This window comes from Yersinia alsatica, from assembly GCF_902170305.1.
Classification (GTDB): Bacteria; Pseudomonadota; Gammaproteobacteria; order Enterobacterales; family Enterobacteriaceae; genus Yersinia; species Yersinia alsatica.
The window spans coordinates 23,641-39,416 of the sequence record NZ_CABHWW010000026.1 but is presented as its reverse complement, the minus strand read 5'-3'; the positions used below and the strand labels follow the sequence as shown (position 1 = coordinate 39,416).

The window sequence follows — 15,776 nt, the reverse complement described above, 5'->3', positions numbered from 1 at the left end:
GGAGCGGGTTTGGTAATTCATTTAAAGAAACCTAGTACCTGTAACAAAGTCATCGCTACCAAGCCGATGGCTCCCATAAACCGCATCATACCCAACCCCAAGCTCGGCGGACTTAGTTTCAGCGACATCTTTCGTGGCATATATGCCAACAAGATGCCACGGCGATGATCGCACTACGCCCCAACCAAGAACCCACCCATTATTATCTGGGTCAGCCTTTAACCCACTCGCTACAAACATACCTATCTCCTTTGGTTAACCAGATAGCATGTTATTTCGAGGGTGAAAGGAAAGGCAAGGTGTGGCACTCAGGATAGCGAAGCGATCACGTTTAATCCCTGAATATTACTATCTTGTATGACAACACTAACCGGCCCCTTTCCAGCTTCCACCTCAAATGTTCGAACGAAGCTCGATGACAGCCTGCCTGACAAACTATCTTCAACAAGAGTCTTCTCGCCCTGAACCACTGAGTATTTAAAATTTTCAAGTTCGATACCACTCGATGACAATTCAATCGATAACTTCATTTATTCTTTCCTCTATTTTCGATTAAAGGATGAGGCAAATTACGGGTTCATTGCGTGACCATCATCAAGAGCACCAGTAAGATGCTCTTTGTGATAATTACGCGGTAATAGTGATATTACTCGTTCCGGTTTTAGCGCCATCATTCGTGGTGAATGTAATTGTCGCTGTGCCGACTGCAACGCGGGTGACCAAACCCGTTGAGCTAACCGTTGCCTTGGTTGCGTCAGAGGTTGTCCATACACCAGTTTTATCAGTAGCGTCCGCAGGCAGGACAGTGGCGGTAAGTTGAACTGTTGCGGCAACTGCACCAGTGCTAGTTGCAGGAGCAACTGTTACGCTAGCTACTGGGATCGCCGAGCCATCAACGAAAGTGACAGAATCCGCATCAGCAACTTTCCATTCACCGGAGTAAGTAGCGAAGTCAGAAGAGCCAAAGTCTGAACTCCACGACGTGGTATTGAAGTAACCCTGAATATAGGTGCCATCATCCACGCCGAGGAAATCAAAGCGAACCCAAACCCCCGGCTGACGCCCTGCCTGCACCTCAGTGAACAGGTATTTAGACATACTTACCGGGCCAATCTCAGTTGCTTTAGCCCGTTTACGCCACTCACCCTCGCCTGAAATGGTCAAATCCATATTAGTGACTAGGTTCTCAACTAGCCCCTTAGAATCATCTGCATCTGAAGAGATGGTATTCATTGAGTAGTCGAGCCCCTTGGTAGTCAGCGCACCCATGCGCTTCCAATCAGCCGCTAATGGTGGTGTTTCTGGGCAACCAAACGCCATCCGTAAAACGGCGACACGACCAACCAGCTTGCCGTAATCATTTTGGCAACCTTGCATATTTTTTACCTCTATTAGTTCGGCTTAGTCGCCGTATTTAATTGCGAATTGAAGTCTGTAAACCAGACGTCCTTCAGTGGTGGTAACGGGAGATGGGATACTGCCGAGGTTTTCAATGTAGCCAATGCAGTCATTTGGATTTGGATTAGCCTGAACGTGCGCAATTATCACCTGTACTGCATTGTCCGCCGCTTCGTCCTCGTTAACCGCGCCAATTACATCAACTAGGACGTAATACTCACTGCCAAGGTCGTTACGAATTGAGCTACCGCCATTGGGCCGGAAGACAATGAATTGTTCAGTCAGCTTGCCAGTGTCACGCCACTTGAGCATTTGAGTAGTGAAGCCAGTAGTTAACCCAGCATCGACAAAGTAATCCCGGACGCGCCTGTGCATTAATGGAGTCATAGCTTCATTTCCTCCATAATCGCCTTTTCAATGGCTTGTTTACTATCCGCGAAACCTTTCGTAAGAAACTCTTTCTCAGCCGTGGCCCTGCGGAATACCTGCTTAACATTCGGGTCGTGAACATACATGGCGTAATTTGCCGAGTACCCCACACGCCCTGTCAGTCTGGTGCCGTTCACGTTGATGTCACGAAACTGAGAATTGATAAGTGTTGATGTATCGATGGGGGTATAGAGTGCAGCTTGTGACGCTCCGATAATTATTGCCTTGGTGATTGCCCTGACAGCTTTCCGGCCTTGAATATCCCCTATCAGCCTATCCAGATTGGCCTTTGCCTCTCTGATGCCTTTAACCTTCGCGCCCATGTCATACTCCAGTGATAATTGCGTAGTCGTCTGCAATGCGCTCGAATGTGTCGGCATAACGAATGATATGCTTCACCTCATCCGCGCCATCCACCTTGGTTGGGTCAGTCGCTACCGAATCGCCAATCAGGATATAGTCGCCCCGCTCGGCGTCAGCGTACTCAGTCCAGTGCGTGTTTTTGATAACGAACTCCAGACCGATATCACCCAGTTTCGCCGTAGCATCACCGCCGTAATCGCACATAATCTGAATGGGAGGAAGCCAAGCCTGTTTACCGTACTCATCGGGCGGGCCATCCTTCTTCCAAACAGTGGCTTTAGCCGTATAACTCCAGTCTGCGGCGCTGCTCATAAGTGGTACTGCTCATACTGGTATGGATCACACTCTTTACAGCCAACAACTGTGAATCCAGAAAGCTTTTTGTCATCGCCATAAATTGCTGCCAGATATCCAGTGCCAGGCGCTGCCAATCCATTAAGTATTCCGACTGTGCCGACTGTTAAAACTCCGTCAGAGTCTCGGCCTAACATAATCGGACAGTCTGAAGATGCCATAACCTCGTCAACAATGACTCGGTTCGAAATAATTGAGTCAACAGCTATGGGGTCAGACTTGAACATCATATTCATCAAGTCAGCGAGTTTTTTTGCTTCAATCATCAATCACCTCCAGTGCACATGCAGCCGCCCTTGCCAATCCAAATGCCAGCAAAGGCTGCATTGTTTGGGTTAGGTGGCGTTATCGCAGCGGCACAACCATGCTTATCAAGACCCCTCAGTAATGAGAGAGAGCCATTCCAGCGGTCAGTGAATGATTGATACCGAAACGAGCGCGACGCACCAGACGGGGCTGTTTGAGAGCTAATGTACTTATCACCCTGCCCCAGCCCCATCAATCCGAGCAGATAGAGCTGAATAAGCAGCGCTGTTGATGCTGGGTAATGTTCATCCAGGCATTCCTGAATGCTATTAACCTGCTCAATAAGCGCCTGTAAAATGAAGTCTGGAAGAGTTATACCAACCGTCTCCAGATACTGTTTGGCCTGCTCGATGGTCACCATGACTCACTCCAGAATAAAAACCCTCCGAAGAGGGCATTAAAAAAGCCGCTCAAATATGGCGGCTTATTTGGTTACTTCATTTTTCGGTTGCTTTCGTTTGCCAGATGTCGCTTCTGGAGTTGCTGGAGTCAAGTCACCTAAAGCCTCACCTGACAGTGGACGGACGTTAGCTTCAAGCGCCGGATGTAGCGTATCCAAATCCACCACATCGCCATGCTTAACCCCATTCCAAGGGCGAATAACTTCATACTTAGCCATCGCAACTCCTTAAGCCAGATTAGCGCCGTAAAGCACGCCTGACTTGCCCTCACTATCTCGCTTAATCTGCAAGCCCATAGCTGCCATGATCTGGAAGTTCCAGTTTGACTGCGGCATAGGGCGCGGCAGAGGAACAACACCTGTAGCCATACCAACCAGAGGCGAAATGACATCCTGACGACGTTGATAAGCAATAAACTCATTGCCTGACAATGCGAAGGTCTGACGAACTTCACGCGCTGGAATGAAACCAGTGATAACGCTTAGAACAGTACCGCCTGACAGCAGAGTGTTGCCGCCGATGGTTACCGTTGCAGGCCTCATCAAGTTGGCCCAAATATGCGGAGATACCCACAGGACGTCGTAGGCTTCAACGAAGTTATTGCGCGCGGTTTGACCGAATGCGCCAGACGTGAAGAACGCAGCAATATCAGCTTGTGCGGCAGTGGTCAGGTCAATGTTTGCACCGCCAGATCCTGCGCCAAGGTTCAGCTTAATGGTGTTGCGGTGGTTGCGCATACCCTGCGCCGGATAGTTCTGCACCTGAATAGTGCTATCACCGTCCAGAACATAGGAGACGATGCGCTTGTTAAACTTGCGCAGTTTTGCCGCTTGAGAGTCGAGTACCAAATCAATACCAACGGTATTTAGCCCAGCAGCTAAACGCCAGTTAACACCATAACCAGCAGTGAACACCGGGATCGGGTCACCATCACTAGAGTATTCGGTGTGGTCGAATGAATATGGCGGTTGCCCGTCCAGGCTGATAGACACATCATCAGCAATATCACCAACCATGTTATACAGTTTTGCGGTTTTCCCAATAGGGAGAACGGTCTGGATACCCATCAGATCAGTGACGATTTCCATACCGGTTTCCTGGTCACGTAACTGAATAATTTGACGGTCGATTTCAGCCCAAAAGTCGCGGCCCAAGCCATCGCCAAGCAGTGCGTTTGCAGCCAGCATTTCAGGCGTCATTAAGCTCTGGTTAGCGGCAACCATGCCACGGTGTTGCGCATCGAACATATTGCGGTTCGCCCACAATTCATTCCAGTGACCGCGCAGGCGGCTATTCGTAGCCAGCGTATTAGCATCAAAATACATCTGATTCTCCTTAGGATACAGTTACGCTGTCAGCGCGAACGCGGATGCGGATAAAATCAACTGCCGCAGTTACAACGGCATCTTGGCAATAGCCAATAATTTTGTATGTCCCAGCAGCGGCGGGAACAGCAGCTGCCAAGCCTGCAACAACGGTAATCGGTTGGTCTTTGGTGTAGGTGCCGGCCGCAACACGCACAGCAAACTCGCGACCTTCTTCCAGGTAGTTACCAATTGCGGAGTGGCCGGAAGGGATCTGATCAGTGATGCCCAGACCTTCATGGTATGCATTATCCAGCACGTACATGCGGCCAACTGGAGTAGTAGCCTGTGCAAACAGTTTGCTACCGTTGATCACAACAAGAGTGCCAGGGTAAAGTGCGGCGGCGGTTTTACGGGTTTCCGTTTTGAACAGGGAATCACCGTCAATATTAACGCGACGATAACGAGACATTATTTAGCACCTCCGAAATGGGTTGCTGGATCTGGCGCTCCGGTTTCCACCTGAGTTTGTGCTGAGTTGGTACCCAGCGGGGCTGCTTTGCCAAGCGACTTAAACATTGCATCCAGCGCTTCGCCGGACAGTGCGTTAGCCACAATTTCACCATGAATTTTCGCCACTTCTGAGCGCTTAGTTACTTCTTCGGCGCGTGAGTTAGCAGTCAGTGTGTCTGATAGCGTTTTTTGGTTAGCTTGTAGCGCATCAACCTTGTCAGAAAGTGGCTTCAACGCCTTTTCTGTATTGGTAGCCACAGCCTCACCAATCATGCTGCCGATTTGTTCCATTTCTTCTTTGGTTAAAGGCATGTCGCCCTCCGTATTATTGCTATTGGTTGCAGGTGAATCCTGCGGAGTAAAAAGGGATTTAACTTTGTTTGCGATGATGGAAACCCATGACTCTTGACGGGTTACCGCTGTTCCTGTGTCGGAAAAAGTAATTTTCCCACCTTCAGATTTGTAGCCGTAGACTTGCGCGTCACCGCCGTTCTTGATGATGACTACCTGAGAATCCGTGAAGTCGGCAATCCATGCGTAGTCGTTATCTCCAGGTGCAAACCTGTCCTTTGCGGCTTTCTCTAACCGGCGCTCACGCTCACGAAAAGACTCGCCAATCAGTGCACCAGAATTAGCCTGCAACGGAGTTGCAAGGTCAGCGTTAACCATGAGGCCAACACCTTGCTCTGGCGTTGCAGCCCCGACTTCATGCAGCAGGATTGCGTCGTGATCCATTGCGTGAATTTTCACTATCCAATCCGCACCTTGAGCCTTGAGGTCATCTGGCGCTTCACTCCTTTCTCTGAATACCGCCACGCTTGTATGAATCGGTGGCACATCTTCCCCACGCTCAATCTGTGCGACTCGCGCCAGTAGTTCGCGCCCACCTTCAGTACGATTAGCAACTTCGATATCAACCCACTTTTCCACGAATACGCGATTTCCTGACTTTTTCACGTTCCTGTTAAATGCGCCGATATGCCCGATATTTATGCCTTCAGGGGAGAATGCAGATACGTGCTGACCGTTGACTGTGGGGTGACCTAGTGGCGCAAGAGTTCCTTCCAACCCTTGATAGTGAGCGCTGATTTCGCTTTCTGGATAGAACTCTTTGTTCATGATTACATTTGCAGGGAGCGTGTAACTTGGAATAACAATATGATCCCTGCCGTTATAAGTTTCTCGACGTATAGACGCGTTATTAACCTGCACCGTTACGTTAACTTGATTTGACATGATTTATTCCTCAGCCCACGGATAGCCTCGTTCAGCCATTTTTTTGCGTTCCTCTTTGAGCTTTTCAATAATTGAAGGGGCTAACGGCTTACCTTTGTCGTCAACTAGCGTTTCAACCTGGCTGCAATGGCAGTTGATTGAGTTACCGTTAATGGAGTACCAGTCGCGAACATCTTCGACGGTGTACAGATGTGAGTGACGAACTGCATGCGTCCTACGCGTGGTAGGCAATAATGCAGAGATATGAACGAGCATCGTTTTCAGCCCAAGGCTCTGCGCATCTTCCGCCTCTTCCCACCTTGCCCGCCTTAATGCGCCGGGTATTTCGGTCTGCGCTATACGATTAGCTCGCCGCGTTTCAATACCTATTTGGTCACGCAGGTTACGGCTAACCTCTTTCGGATTAAGTCCTCGCCCTATTCCATCAGTGAGCACTCTCGCCATTTGCTGCTTGGTTTTAGCTGTGAACCCCTTCATTTCTTCAAATACTCGCGCATAAGTCAGGGCCATGCGGCGCTGATACGGAGTGCTCAAGAGGATGGCTTGCAGAGATTCGCGACTGGCTGCGTAGGTTGCTGATTGCTGGCTAAGGTTGACGTAAGCCTGATTTGTGCCTCGTATCGCAGCAGGCTCGACATAATCCTCAGAAAACCACAGATAGTTTTGCCCGCCTTCCAATAGAACAGCATCGACGAGAACGCTCGCATCATTCAGGATGAGGTTCAGCATTAGCGGGTCGAGTTGGTATTCATATCTGCGGTTGACTACGGGTGAGGCGGGGAATCTATCAAGTGCTTCGGTGTATGCTTTCTGAACCTTCTTTAGCCGCCTGGCAAAATCAGCCATCGCCTTTCTCTCTAACGCATTAAGTCCGGTCGGGTCACTCTTATTCTTCGGTATTATCGCCGGTTTCTGTTTCGTCGCCATCGGCATTCTCTCCTAGTGGCTCAATACCATCCGGCTCGTAACCTGCCGCAACACGAATCTCCTCACCACTAAATACCGCCTCACCAGTTGCCATTGACGAGCTGTTGATTTGCGACATCTTCACAGCACTATCTAGCTTCTCAGATGCTGTTTGCTCATTCAGCTCATCCCAGATAACCGTTTTCATTGAAACTGAATTAATGATGCCAAGGTCGATTAACTTGTTGCAGAAATCCTCTATATCAAATGACAGTTCGCGATTACGGCGGGATTGGCATCGAGTGTTGAAGTAACGATTATCTTCTGTACTGGCTCGCTCACCGGTTTGTGACATAGCCAAAATTCGCGCAGGGATATCAACACCAGATGAGACGGTTTGCAGGTTAACGTTATAAGTTGGTTCGGGATCGGCCACTGCGGATACAAGTGGAGTAACGCTAGCACCTTGAGTTGTCAGTGTGGTGTCATTTCCTCGGTTTACCTCAACTGCTACTTCATTGAACTTACCTTGGAGCTCATCAACGCTAACGCCATAAAGAGAAGCAAGATTGCTAAAATCTATTTCTTTTTCAAAGTTGATATTAAGCTGCCTAGCGGCGTTCTTGAGGAATGACTCACCAGATCCGCCCTCAACCTTTTCTAAACTAACAAAGGCGTTATATGCAGGCTCAAGGAAGCCGATAGCGTCACGACTATAATCACCCAAGATGAAAACGCGGTCAGGGTGAATTCTCACACGCCGACTCGACCCGTTAGGGAGCATTTCGGTGTATTGCCACATCTTCGGATTACCGTATGAGGTGGAATTCAGGTCAGTATCCCACTCAGCCGGAACTAATGAGCCAGCCCATACAGGCGTTATTTTCTCTAATCCGCGTCCTTTGACTACTTTCGTATTCCACGCACCACTATCTCTAACATGAAGCAAAATCCCAGAATAGCGCCCAACCAAGCGCCGCATGTCAGCATCAGCGAATTGTTGCCATAGCCGATTTGTGAAGACTGATTTAAGGCTTTTTTCCCACGGAGTTACAGTGCCTGATTCATCCTTTTCCTCACCTTCGATAATTTCTGGATTACTCAGCCAGCATGTGCCAACAAGCTTATTTACCGCACCATGGGCGATACCACCACGGCGATAGAGTTTGTACAGGTCGTCAAAGGTCAATTCCTCTTTGAATCCGTACTCGCACCATGCGTTAGCACGTTTAGCGTCAAGCCCCATGCCGGTATTGAGCAGGCCCATGCGAGCGCGAGCTATAGCTGACTCACTGATTGCGCTGTTAATCTGCAATGCATGGTTAACAGCAAGCTGTAATTTGTCTGTCATGCTGTACCCATTAAGGTTTCTTCGGTGGTGGTTCAGGAGTGGGTGGCGGCTTCATAAATGATTTCGGTGGCGGCGGGTTTCGCCCGGCCTTATCCATTGGTGGGATTTTAGGGCCATTTGCAGGCGTAAAACTTTTCGTTGGTCTGCAACCACTGCAAGACTTGGTGGATGGTGTAGTTATGCGCAATCCGCAATGATGGCAACACATTGGATCAGATCGATCATTGTTGATAGCAAAAATTACAACCACAAATGCAGCAAGACATAGGAAGGCTAATATTTCCATAGGCTCGCCTTATCGAAGGCAAACTTCACATCTTTCATGTTCTTTCCTGTTTTTCAGGCAATAAAAAAGGCCGCCCAAGCGACCTTATTGGATTGGTGAGGTGACTGGACTCGAACCAGTACTCAGGTTCAGCATTATCATCATGCCTGCCCTGCCAGATAAACTGGTTAATGCATTACTCTACCCATCTAACCCGCAAGCGGGAATTGAGTTACACCTCATTTTCAGTTTATCTACCCATTAGTCGCTTCGGAATCATCATGCCCATAGACTGCGGTTTGTGTTTTATATAGCCGTCCAATCCATAACGAACGCCATCCCAGCAGTGGTTGTTCTTATCCTCGATAACCGGTAACACTTCGCCAGTAGTCCGGTCGGTCTTGTAAGAATATAGCCTGGCTTCTTTGGCTGTTTCTTTACAGCGCGGATGAATGATTATCTGCTTGAACCCGCGAAGGCAGGTGATACCGTCCTCAACACTGCCGGGCCACTTCTGAGCAGAGGCAATATTGAACCCCTGCGCTTTGATATGGCTTATTGTCTCTGGTCGTGAGTTATCAGCTTTAATAGGCCATTTACGCGACTGAGGAATTCCGGGGAATTTAGCCTCGTCTGTAACTTTCCATTCTTCTATTTGTTTAGGCTTAGCATCTTCTTTCCCAGCGTAGAATTTCCACATATCGTCGAGTTCTACGTGGTTACCGTAAGCCTCGTATTCGATGTATAAATTACTATCGAGAATAAACATACGAATAAGCGTGCTTGGGTCTTTGGCGAAACCGAAGTCAGCACCAAATAACAGTCTTTCTGACTTCTCCCACAAGTCATCAGGGAAGCTTTGAACGACATATTTATTAGCCAGAACCTGCTTATCAGAGTTTTCAAGGTAAGCCCCCTCCCAAATCCATGCGTAATCCGCATAGTCCATGCTGGCGAGGTCATCCTGTCGTTCTTCTTCTAGCACGTCAGGGAACCATGGGTTATCGCCATAGTTCATCTCGACAATCATTGAGTTTTTCGGAGGGGTTTTCCTGAATCGCTTATCAGTGGCGCTACCGTCTTTCTCTGGGTTCCATGTTACCCATATCTCTGAGCCAGCTTCGCGAACGGTGGGCCTGAGTTTCTTCCATGCAATATCAGAAACAGATTCAGCTTCATCCACCCATGCAACCAGAATGCGGGCCTTAGATTTTATGCTGTCAAGGTTGTGCCGTAAGCCGCAGAATACATAGCTCACATTTCGGTTTTTAGTCCGAATGTACTTCTCGCCAATATCGAAATAATCATCAAGCCATGGAACAGAACGAATAGCCTGTTTCACTTCCTGCATAGATGACTCTTCGAGAGAGTTCATATATTCACGGGCGCAGAGTATTACACCACTTAATCCCTGTTCTGCTGCCTGATACGCTTTCACTGCGCTCATCAATGCGAATGTGCGTGTCTTGGCAGAACCGCGTCCACCATAAGCGCCACGGTAACGGACGCCTTCAGTTGCAAATACAGGGACTAGCTTGGCGGGGATAGGTAGGTCAACTTGGCTTTCCATTATTTGACTCTACCCCTACCAATCTGATTATTGTTGGCTTACTTGCCATGCTGCCATCCGATGATGTGTGATCGACCTTCTGGCGGTTGGTATACGCATCGCCAACCTCTTTCGCGGCCTGCTCCATTAGTTGGGCTGTCATAGCAAAGTTTTTCATGGTCTCAGCCTTTGTAGCCATGCGGTCGAGCGCCCTAAGTCGATAAGCGCGATTGGCAATTGGGATATCGGATATTTCAGTTTGAAAGCGGGAGCGAGTCGAGTTGAATAGGTCTACCCATTTCTGCCCCAGATTCTTCGCGATGGCCTTTGTCGGGTCGTATGACGACACCTGCTGAAGAGTTAACGTGAGGCTGAATTCTTGTTTCACCTGCGCGACCACTTGCGATGGTGTGTCATAGCAGGCCAAGGCTTGAACTATGAAGGCTTTGACCTCTGGTTTTAGTGCAGCCATTGGCATCCTCCATGACTAACGTAATGTAACTAATCAGGCCAGTTTCAGCAGGCACGTCCCGCACGCTCTCGCTATATTTAGATTGCCTACTTCTGGTTTATTGTTTGCTGCGTCAATCATCTCTTGGACTTCAACGCTAGCACCATATCTGCGAACTACACCGACAAATTCTTCAACGTCATGTCCGCGCAGCTTCAATACCGGCTGCCCTTCTTTGTTGAACTTGGGTGCTCCGAATTCGTCCTTTGCATGACTGATGTGATAAAGCTCATGTTCTATCAGTGCACAGAACTCAAGGTCAGAACATTGAGCGCAATAATCAGCAGCCAGGGTGATGATGAATGTCGGCACATCACCGAACCATTCGTACATCTGCTGCTCCATTCGGGCCTTTTGCCAGCCACCGGCTCTCATGGCTACCTGTTCAGCTTGACCAAGAACAGTACGACCCTGCTTTTCAAACGCAGATGATGCCCACATAATTTTTATGTCAGCGTCAATTAAGTGCCCGTGGTCGGGATTGTGTAGCTCACCTTCGTCACTGAGTATTTGGCTGTTAACCCACTCAAGAACTTCAGTGGCGGGAACTAATTCAATGTGCGGCCTGAACTCATTGACGAATGACAATGGCGGATATGGCCGCTTCATTTGTGTGTCTGAATTAGCCATAACAGAATATTCCGCTGGTTGGTAAAGTCTCCCACTCGGTAATAGTGAGACCGACATGATTGCAAACATCTATAAGATTCTGTCAAAGGCACTTGTGAGTACCTTTTGCAGAGTTTTATAAATTACGCACATTGCAATTGAATGCCGGTTTCCGGTTCTACTTTGCTTAGCCCAAAGTATCGAGATACCGTCTTTCCTGCTTCATTAGCCACGTAGACAGTAGTGCCGGGACTCAGCTCAACTACATCAGTTGTCTTGTCTGGGCGCGTGACGTGCAGGTTACCGCTCTTCGATAACCGGACTTCTGTCGCTTCGTGGATTCGCTCTTCTGATTCTTTGTAGACAAACTTAATCGTTAGCATTCTTCTGTTCCTTCTTCTGGTTTATGTCTGTAATGATTGAGAGCCGTTGTGAAAGTGGCTCTCAATTTGTCTTTATTATCAACGGGCTCATTTTTGAGCCGGTCATGGCACCCATAGATGAGGGGTCGCGTAAAACTTTTACGTAACCCATAAATCATCAAGTTATCAGGCCGCCAACCGGTGCTGCTCTTCAATGAGTGGAGCCTTGTGATTTCTCTCAAACATCCTGGTCAGCTCAGACTTACGCTTTTCAAAGTCCCATCCCATGTTGATGAATACCGTATCTGCCCGCTGAAGCTCAGTAATGGCCCGGATTTGCTCAGCAGTCAGATAGTCACGAATCGCCTCAGCCTTTCCGATTTCATTCTCTTTCCTGAACTTCGCAGAAGTTGCGCCAAGCACAATGCGGTTTATCAGGTTAGCTTCATTGCTGAAGTGATAATGTTCGGCCTCTTTCCCTTCCGCTTCTTTGCTGATCTTGATCGCATTGGTCATTGGTCGGTATTCAACCCTAGCTAAATCCCGCTCTGCTTGAATAGCCGCTTCACATTTAGCTTTTTCCCGGTAAGCAATAAAACTATCAACCAGACGAACCTGCCCATCTCTTGCTTTATCACCACCAATGAATGGCATGGCGATCAGAAACCCGCGCTCTGTCAACTCATAACATGGTTGGTTTTTGTTCTGTCTGTCGGTATAAGAGGAGGGCTTGAAATCAAGCTCACCTAAATGGCCGCTATCAATAAGTGAACGCAGATTTTGCATGAGGTTTTTATGCTCACGACCAAATTCATCAGCGACAACTTTGCTGCTTACAACAGGCTGACCATTTGCGATTTTAATTAGGTGCTTCATAGCGATTACCTTTTAGAAAGATGAGCCTGTTCACCAGAATGCCGCCCGAGAGAAGGTCGCCACCTTATAGCGGCAATTCTCAGACTCAGCTTTCTGAAAGACTCTCGTTTGAAATGCGCGGTGAATGCGCGGAGATATTGCACTTACAAAAAAGCCCCACCGAAGTGAGGCTTGATATCTGAAGATGTGCTCAAATTTGAGCTTATCTATTCGCAGCTTTGCCACGTCTTCACAGAGTTGCTACACCACTTACGGCTTACCCGTCAGCAAGAATGGCCCAGTGAAACAGGCGATCACCTCCATCGAGAGAAGCTATCTATTCCTTGTCGGGGGGAATTCTTTCTTTAGTTTGGAATAAGCTGACTCAAATCCTATCTGCTCACGCCAGTATCTGAATCTCTGCCAATTGATATGCCAAGCTTGATACCAGGACATTATTTGCTCTCAATGCGTGACTGTTCGATTTGCCGAATACTCGCCTTATCTGCGTTGCACTGCTCTATCAGCGTCAGCAGAGTGTCATTCAGTAATAGGCTATTACCCCACGTTAATATCTCGGGTATCTCTGGAGGGATGCAGTCAGAAAGTAAGCTTGCTGGTATCGGTACCTGTGGCACCTGAACGTATTTGATTTGCGTGTTTCCGCAAGAGGTCAGCAGTGGCAGTAGGAACAAGCCGAACAGCACACTCATCTCCTGCAATATCTTTTTTAATCGCAGCAGCTCGCACCTCACCATTATTGCTAATGCGGTTTTTTTCATGCTCGTTGGCCTTGGCGATATCGTTGAATAGACGAACTGTCGTGGTGTAATTTCCTAGCGTGAATTGAGCTTCATTCCTTTCACCGGTTACTGTAGTGATGGTTTTATCCTTCTCTACCGATTGCCCGTAGTAGTGAAAAGCTAACCAGGCCAACCCAGTGAAGATGGCTATCAGCACAGCAATGAGTATTGCCGTTACCCGATTCATGATAGGAACAGCGCCCTTTCTCGCTGGCGGCGTGGTAGCAATATCTCTGGGTCATTACCGGCTTTCTTCCACATAAGGAATGCATCAGCAGCCCCCTTGTAGTCACCAGCGTTAAGGCGTTTCAGCACGGTAGAATTAGAAAATGCTGTCGGCCCAATGTTGAATATCAGACTACACAACGCATCGTACTGGTTCTGAGTAAGTGGGACTTTCACGTTAGTTGCGATGGACTTTTCAACCCAGGTTAAGTCAGAACGTAGCAACTCAGATGATTTGTTTTTGGTGATGACCATGCCAACAGCGACCGGCTTTCCATCAACTACGCCAGTGTGTCCAACTCCAACAGTGGGGATGCCGCGAGTATCTTTATAGCCGATGAGCTTTTCACCCTCTTCGGCCTTAAGTTTGTTTATTCCGTTATCACTGATTTGCATTGCCAGCCCCTGTCTTGTTGCCAACGATGCGCTTAAGCACCGATCCGATATAGTCAGTGCCGAGGTAACCAATAAAGACACTCGACACCATTGCCCAGCCTTGGTCGATACTGAGCAATACAAAGATGTCTTTTAGGAACCAGGCGATGATTGAGCACATCGCTGCATCAAGCATTCGTTGAGTTCGCCCACCACCCGCGTACCATCCGCGCAGTAAAGCCATAATTGCAGCAACCAACGCACTTAGTAATTCACCTCTGTGCTCTGCAACCCATGCAGCTATCAGCGTCCATACATCTGGGGAGTTGTGCATTTTCATATCCTGCCTCCCCATTGGGGAAATTAATCCCGCCGCTGGTCGGGTTCGTATGCTGTTGTGTAGGGAATAGCCCTTCCGCCGTTTCCACTTTTCGCTAAAGGGTGTTTGCGGTTGATTGGTGTAGACGGAGGGCTAAATAAAAAAGGCCCACCGAAGTGAGCCTTAAAAATCGTACGCTAATGTTTTCATGGAATTACATTCGGCTGAACACCAACCACTTCTTGCAGCAGCGGCCCGAATAGATTGGGATATGAACCCGTTATTCAGTGATGCTCATGCGAATGTAGAAAAGCAAAAAGGCCCAGTCGTTAAACTGAGCCTTCTTTGATTTGCAAACCTCTCAGCTTGCTTAGTTGGAGTTCCAGCCCTTAGGCGAAGTGACCAACTCGGCGGTATCAAATGGGTAACAAGCGCCGCCGCGTAATCCTGCCACCCTGTCAACAATGGACAAATTCCCACTGTTAGTAACTCTAACCCCAGCTTTCGGAAAAGTAAATAGCTAGCGATAAAATAATGCACTATTTTTTAGTGAGCTATCTAGTTACCTCCTTAAGGGCTCTTTCTGCGTGACTTTCCTCAACATGCAATTGCTGAATTAATGAGTCATAAAACGGCTTTATCGTCTTATCCCACGTTGCCGCACTGATTAAATCAGTGAATGCACAAATAGCCCTGAACGCGTCTGCCGCTGGTATCCGCTCATACCCCAAGCCATTACAGCGCTTACAGTCCCGTATAACTGGCACCCCTTGCTTTTCTGTTTCTTTTTGGTCAACTGCAACGCATCTACCTCGACAGTCACGACACGCAACTGAAAGGTGTCCCTTGCCATTACAATGAGTACAAATATCGTCTACAGCCTCATTTTTAACCTTGGCTGGCGTCATTTCACCGCATCCAGGATGTTTAACTACGTCCTTTTTCGTGCTGATAAATTTACGGCCCTTGCAACGTGGGCATTCTTCTACCCCTAAAGCACTCCGGCAGTAATCTTTGTATGCGAAAGTTGCGAGCTTTTGCACTACTTTCACCTTAATCTTTGTATCTAGCTTGCGTAAGGCTGCAACCTTATCGCAGTGCTTCATTCCGTATTTAGTAAGTAATTGAATTGCACGTTTAACATCATCTTGGCTTAACCCTAACTTCCCCCAGAAAGCTTTAATGCCAAGCTCCGCTCTTGACTGGCACATTCCAAAGGCACCCATGTGATCTGTGCCAGTAAGAGTGTCGCCAGTGCATCGAGAAGAATCAGTGAATGATTGGGTTTTACAGAAGAAATATTTCGATGCTGATTCTAAGCTCATGCTGCCCTCTGCTCGTC

The 15,776-nt window shown here is 48.2% G+C and carries 25 protein-coding genes and 1 tRNA gene; 1 reads left to right on the top strand and 25 read right to left on the bottom strand.

The window, feature by feature from the left end; genetic code table 11:
• Nucleotides 1–21: 21 nt before the first annotated feature.
• The 14 genes from FTA96_RS23535 to FTA96_RS14280 all read right to left on the bottom strand — a co-directional run bounded on the left by FTA96_RS23535 (nucleotide 22) and on the right by FTA96_RS14280 (nucleotide 8,561).
• Nucleotides 22–240: a hypothetical protein gene (locus FTA96_RS23535; RefSeq protein ID WP_087815616.1), complete on the bottom strand. Its 219-nt coding sequence runs from the start codon at nucleotides 238–240 to the stop codon at nucleotides 22–24.
• A gap of 68 nt (nucleotides 241–308) precedes the next feature.
• Complete coding sequence (locus FTA96_RS14340) at nucleotides 309–530, bottom strand: hypothetical protein (protein ID WP_145574172.1); 222 nt, start codon at nucleotides 528–530, stop codon at nucleotides 309–311.
• A 97-nt stretch (nucleotides 531–627) separates the two neighbouring features.
• Nucleotides 628–1,377 carry an Ig-like domain-containing protein gene (locus FTA96_RS14335; RefSeq protein WP_145574171.1) on the bottom strand — a complete coding sequence of 250 codons (750 nt, stop codon included), beginning with the start codon at nucleotides 1,375–1,377 and terminating at the stop codon, nucleotides 628–630.
• Nucleotides 1,378–1,401: 24 nt separating this feature from the next.
• Nucleotides 1,402–1,785 (bottom strand): phage tail termination protein, encoded by a 384-nt coding sequence (locus FTA96_RS14330; protein WP_145574169.1) that lies wholly within the window; start codon nucleotides 1,783–1,785, stop codon nucleotides 1,402–1,404.
• Nucleotides 1,782–2,150, bottom strand: a complete 369-nt coding sequence (locus tag FTA96_RS14325) for an HK97 gp10 family phage protein (protein WP_145574167.1) — start codon at nucleotides 2,148–2,150, stop codon at nucleotides 1,782–1,784. Before FTA96_RS14325 ends, FTA96_RS14330 begins: the two co-directional genes overlap by 4 nt.
• Before the next feature lies 1 nt (nucleotide 2,151).
• Nucleotides 2,152–2,502: a hypothetical protein gene (locus FTA96_RS14320; RefSeq protein WP_145574165.1), complete on the bottom strand. Its 351-nt coding sequence runs from the start codon at nucleotides 2,500–2,502 to the stop codon at nucleotides 2,152–2,154.
• Nucleotides 2,499–2,810 carry a hypothetical protein gene (locus tag FTA96_RS14315; RefSeq protein WP_145574162.1) on the bottom strand — a complete coding sequence of 104 codons (312 nt, stop codon included), beginning with the start codon at nucleotides 2,808–2,810 and terminating at the stop codon, nucleotides 2,499–2,501. Before FTA96_RS14315 ends, FTA96_RS14320 begins: the two co-directional genes overlap by 4 nt.
• Nucleotides 2,810–3,211 (bottom strand): DUF7370 family protein, encoded by a 402-nt coding sequence (locus tag FTA96_RS14310; RefSeq protein WP_145574160.1) that lies wholly within the window; start codon nucleotides 3,209–3,211, stop codon nucleotides 2,810–2,812. Before FTA96_RS14310 ends, FTA96_RS14315 begins: the two co-directional genes overlap by 1 nt.
• Before the next feature lie 63 nt (nucleotides 3,212–3,274).
• Nucleotides 3,275–3,469 (bottom strand): glycoprotein, encoded by a 195-nt coding sequence (locus FTA96_RS14305; protein WP_145574158.1) that lies wholly within the window; start codon nucleotides 3,467–3,469, stop codon nucleotides 3,275–3,277.
• Nucleotides 3,470–3,478: 9 nt separating this feature from the next.
• Nucleotides 3,479–4,576 carry a major capsid protein gene (locus FTA96_RS14300; RefSeq protein ID WP_145574157.1) on the bottom strand — a complete coding sequence of 366 codons (1,098 nt, stop codon included), beginning with the start codon at nucleotides 4,574–4,576 and terminating at the stop codon, nucleotides 3,479–3,481.
• A 10-nt stretch (nucleotides 4,577–4,586) separates the two neighbouring features.
• Entirely contained in the window at nucleotides 4,587–5,027 is a 441-nt protein-coding gene (locus FTA96_RS14295; protein WP_057631149.1) for a hypothetical protein, read from the bottom strand.
• Nucleotides 5,027–6,304, bottom strand: a complete 1,278-nt coding sequence (locus FTA96_RS14290; RefSeq protein WP_057631148.1) for a hypothetical protein — start codon at nucleotides 6,302–6,304, stop codon at nucleotides 5,027–5,029. Before FTA96_RS14290 ends, FTA96_RS14295 begins: the two co-directional genes overlap by 1 nt.
• A gap of 3 nt (nucleotides 6,305–6,307) precedes the next feature.
• Entirely contained in the window at nucleotides 6,308–7,231 is a 924-nt protein-coding gene (locus tag FTA96_RS14285) for a phage minor head protein (RefSeq protein WP_057631147.1), read from the bottom strand.
• The gene (locus FTA96_RS14280) at nucleotides 7,191–8,561 is read right to left on the bottom strand and encodes an anti-CBASS protein Acb1 family protein (RefSeq protein ID WP_145574155.1); all 1,371 of its coding nucleotides are present in this window, start codon (nucleotides 8,559–8,561) and stop codon (nucleotides 7,191–7,193) included. The genes FTA96_RS14285 and FTA96_RS14280 overlap by 41 nt, the downstream gene beginning before the upstream one ends.
• A gap of 38 nt (nucleotides 8,562–8,599) precedes the next feature.
• On the opposite strand from FTA96_RS14280, the gene FTA96_RS23290 reads away from it, so the two are divergent.
• Nucleotides 8,600–8,758 (top strand): hypothetical protein, encoded by a 159-nt coding sequence (locus FTA96_RS23290; RefSeq protein ID WP_154582097.1) that lies wholly within the window; start codon nucleotides 8,600–8,602, stop codon nucleotides 8,756–8,758.
• Between the two features lie 184 nt (nucleotides 8,759–8,942).
• Here FTA96_RS23290 and FTA96_RS23285 read toward each other — a convergent pair.
• The 11 genes from FTA96_RS23285 to FTA96_RS14230 all read right to left on the bottom strand — a co-directional run bounded on the left by FTA96_RS23285 (nucleotide 8,943) and on the right by FTA96_RS14230 (nucleotide 15,759).
• A tRNA-OTHER gene (locus FTA96_RS23285) sits at nucleotides 8,943–9,068 on the bottom strand.
• Nucleotides 9,069–9,076: 8 nt separating this feature from the next.
• Complete coding sequence (locus FTA96_RS14275) at nucleotides 9,077–10,396, bottom strand: PBSX family phage terminase large subunit (RefSeq protein ID WP_050127184.1); 1,320 nt, start codon at nucleotides 10,394–10,396, stop codon at nucleotides 9,077–9,079.
• Nucleotides 10,380–10,847, bottom strand: coding sequence for a DUF2280 domain-containing protein (locus tag FTA96_RS14270; RefSeq protein ID WP_057631145.1), 468 nt, complete (start codon nucleotides 10,845–10,847; stop codon nucleotides 10,380–10,382). The genes FTA96_RS14275 and FTA96_RS14270 overlap by 17 nt, the downstream gene beginning before the upstream one ends.
• Before the next feature lie 33 nt (nucleotides 10,848–10,880).
• Nucleotides 10,881–11,516 (bottom strand): putative metallopeptidase, encoded by a 636-nt coding sequence (locus tag FTA96_RS14265; protein WP_145574153.1) that lies wholly within the window; start codon nucleotides 11,514–11,516, stop codon nucleotides 10,881–10,883.
• 122 nt (nucleotides 11,517–11,638) lie between these two features.
• Complete coding sequence (locus tag FTA96_RS14260; protein WP_145574151.1) at nucleotides 11,639–11,878, bottom strand: hypothetical protein; 240 nt, start codon at nucleotides 11,876–11,878, stop codon at nucleotides 11,639–11,641.
• Between the two features lie 165 nt (nucleotides 11,879–12,043).
• Nucleotides 12,044–12,733: a Rha family transcriptional regulator gene (locus FTA96_RS14255; RefSeq protein WP_145574149.1), complete on the bottom strand. Its 690-nt coding sequence runs from the start codon at nucleotides 12,731–12,733 to the stop codon at nucleotides 12,044–12,046.
• A gap of 434 nt (nucleotides 12,734–13,167) precedes the next feature.
• Nucleotides 13,168–13,425, bottom strand: a complete 258-nt coding sequence (gene lysC, locus FTA96_RS23855; protein ID WP_145574147.1) for an Rz1-like lysis system protein LysC — start codon at nucleotides 13,423–13,425, stop codon at nucleotides 13,168–13,170.
• On the bottom strand, nucleotides 13,313–13,702 hold the full coding sequence (locus FTA96_RS14245; protein WP_145574145.1) for an exotoxin: 390 nt from the start codon (nucleotides 13,700–13,702) through the stop codon (nucleotides 13,313–13,315). Before FTA96_RS14245 ends, lysC begins: the two co-directional genes overlap by 113 nt.
• Nucleotides 13,699–14,136 (bottom strand): lysozyme, encoded by a 438-nt coding sequence (locus FTA96_RS14240; protein ID WP_145574384.1) that lies wholly within the window; start codon nucleotides 14,134–14,136, stop codon nucleotides 13,699–13,701. The genes FTA96_RS14245 and FTA96_RS14240 overlap by 4 nt, the downstream gene beginning before the upstream one ends.
• Nucleotides 14,123–14,455: a phage holin, lambda family gene (locus FTA96_RS14235; protein ID WP_050162858.1), complete on the bottom strand. Its 333-nt coding sequence runs from the start codon at nucleotides 14,453–14,455 to the stop codon at nucleotides 14,123–14,125. The genes FTA96_RS14240 and FTA96_RS14235 overlap by 14 nt, the downstream gene beginning before the upstream one ends.
• 533 nt (nucleotides 14,456–14,988) lie before the next feature.
• The gene (locus FTA96_RS14230; RefSeq protein WP_145574143.1) at nucleotides 14,989–15,759 is read right to left on the bottom strand and encodes an antitermination protein Q; all 771 of its coding nucleotides are present in this window, start codon (nucleotides 15,757–15,759) and stop codon (nucleotides 14,989–14,991) included.
• Nucleotides 15,760–15,776 lie beyond the last annotated feature (17 nt).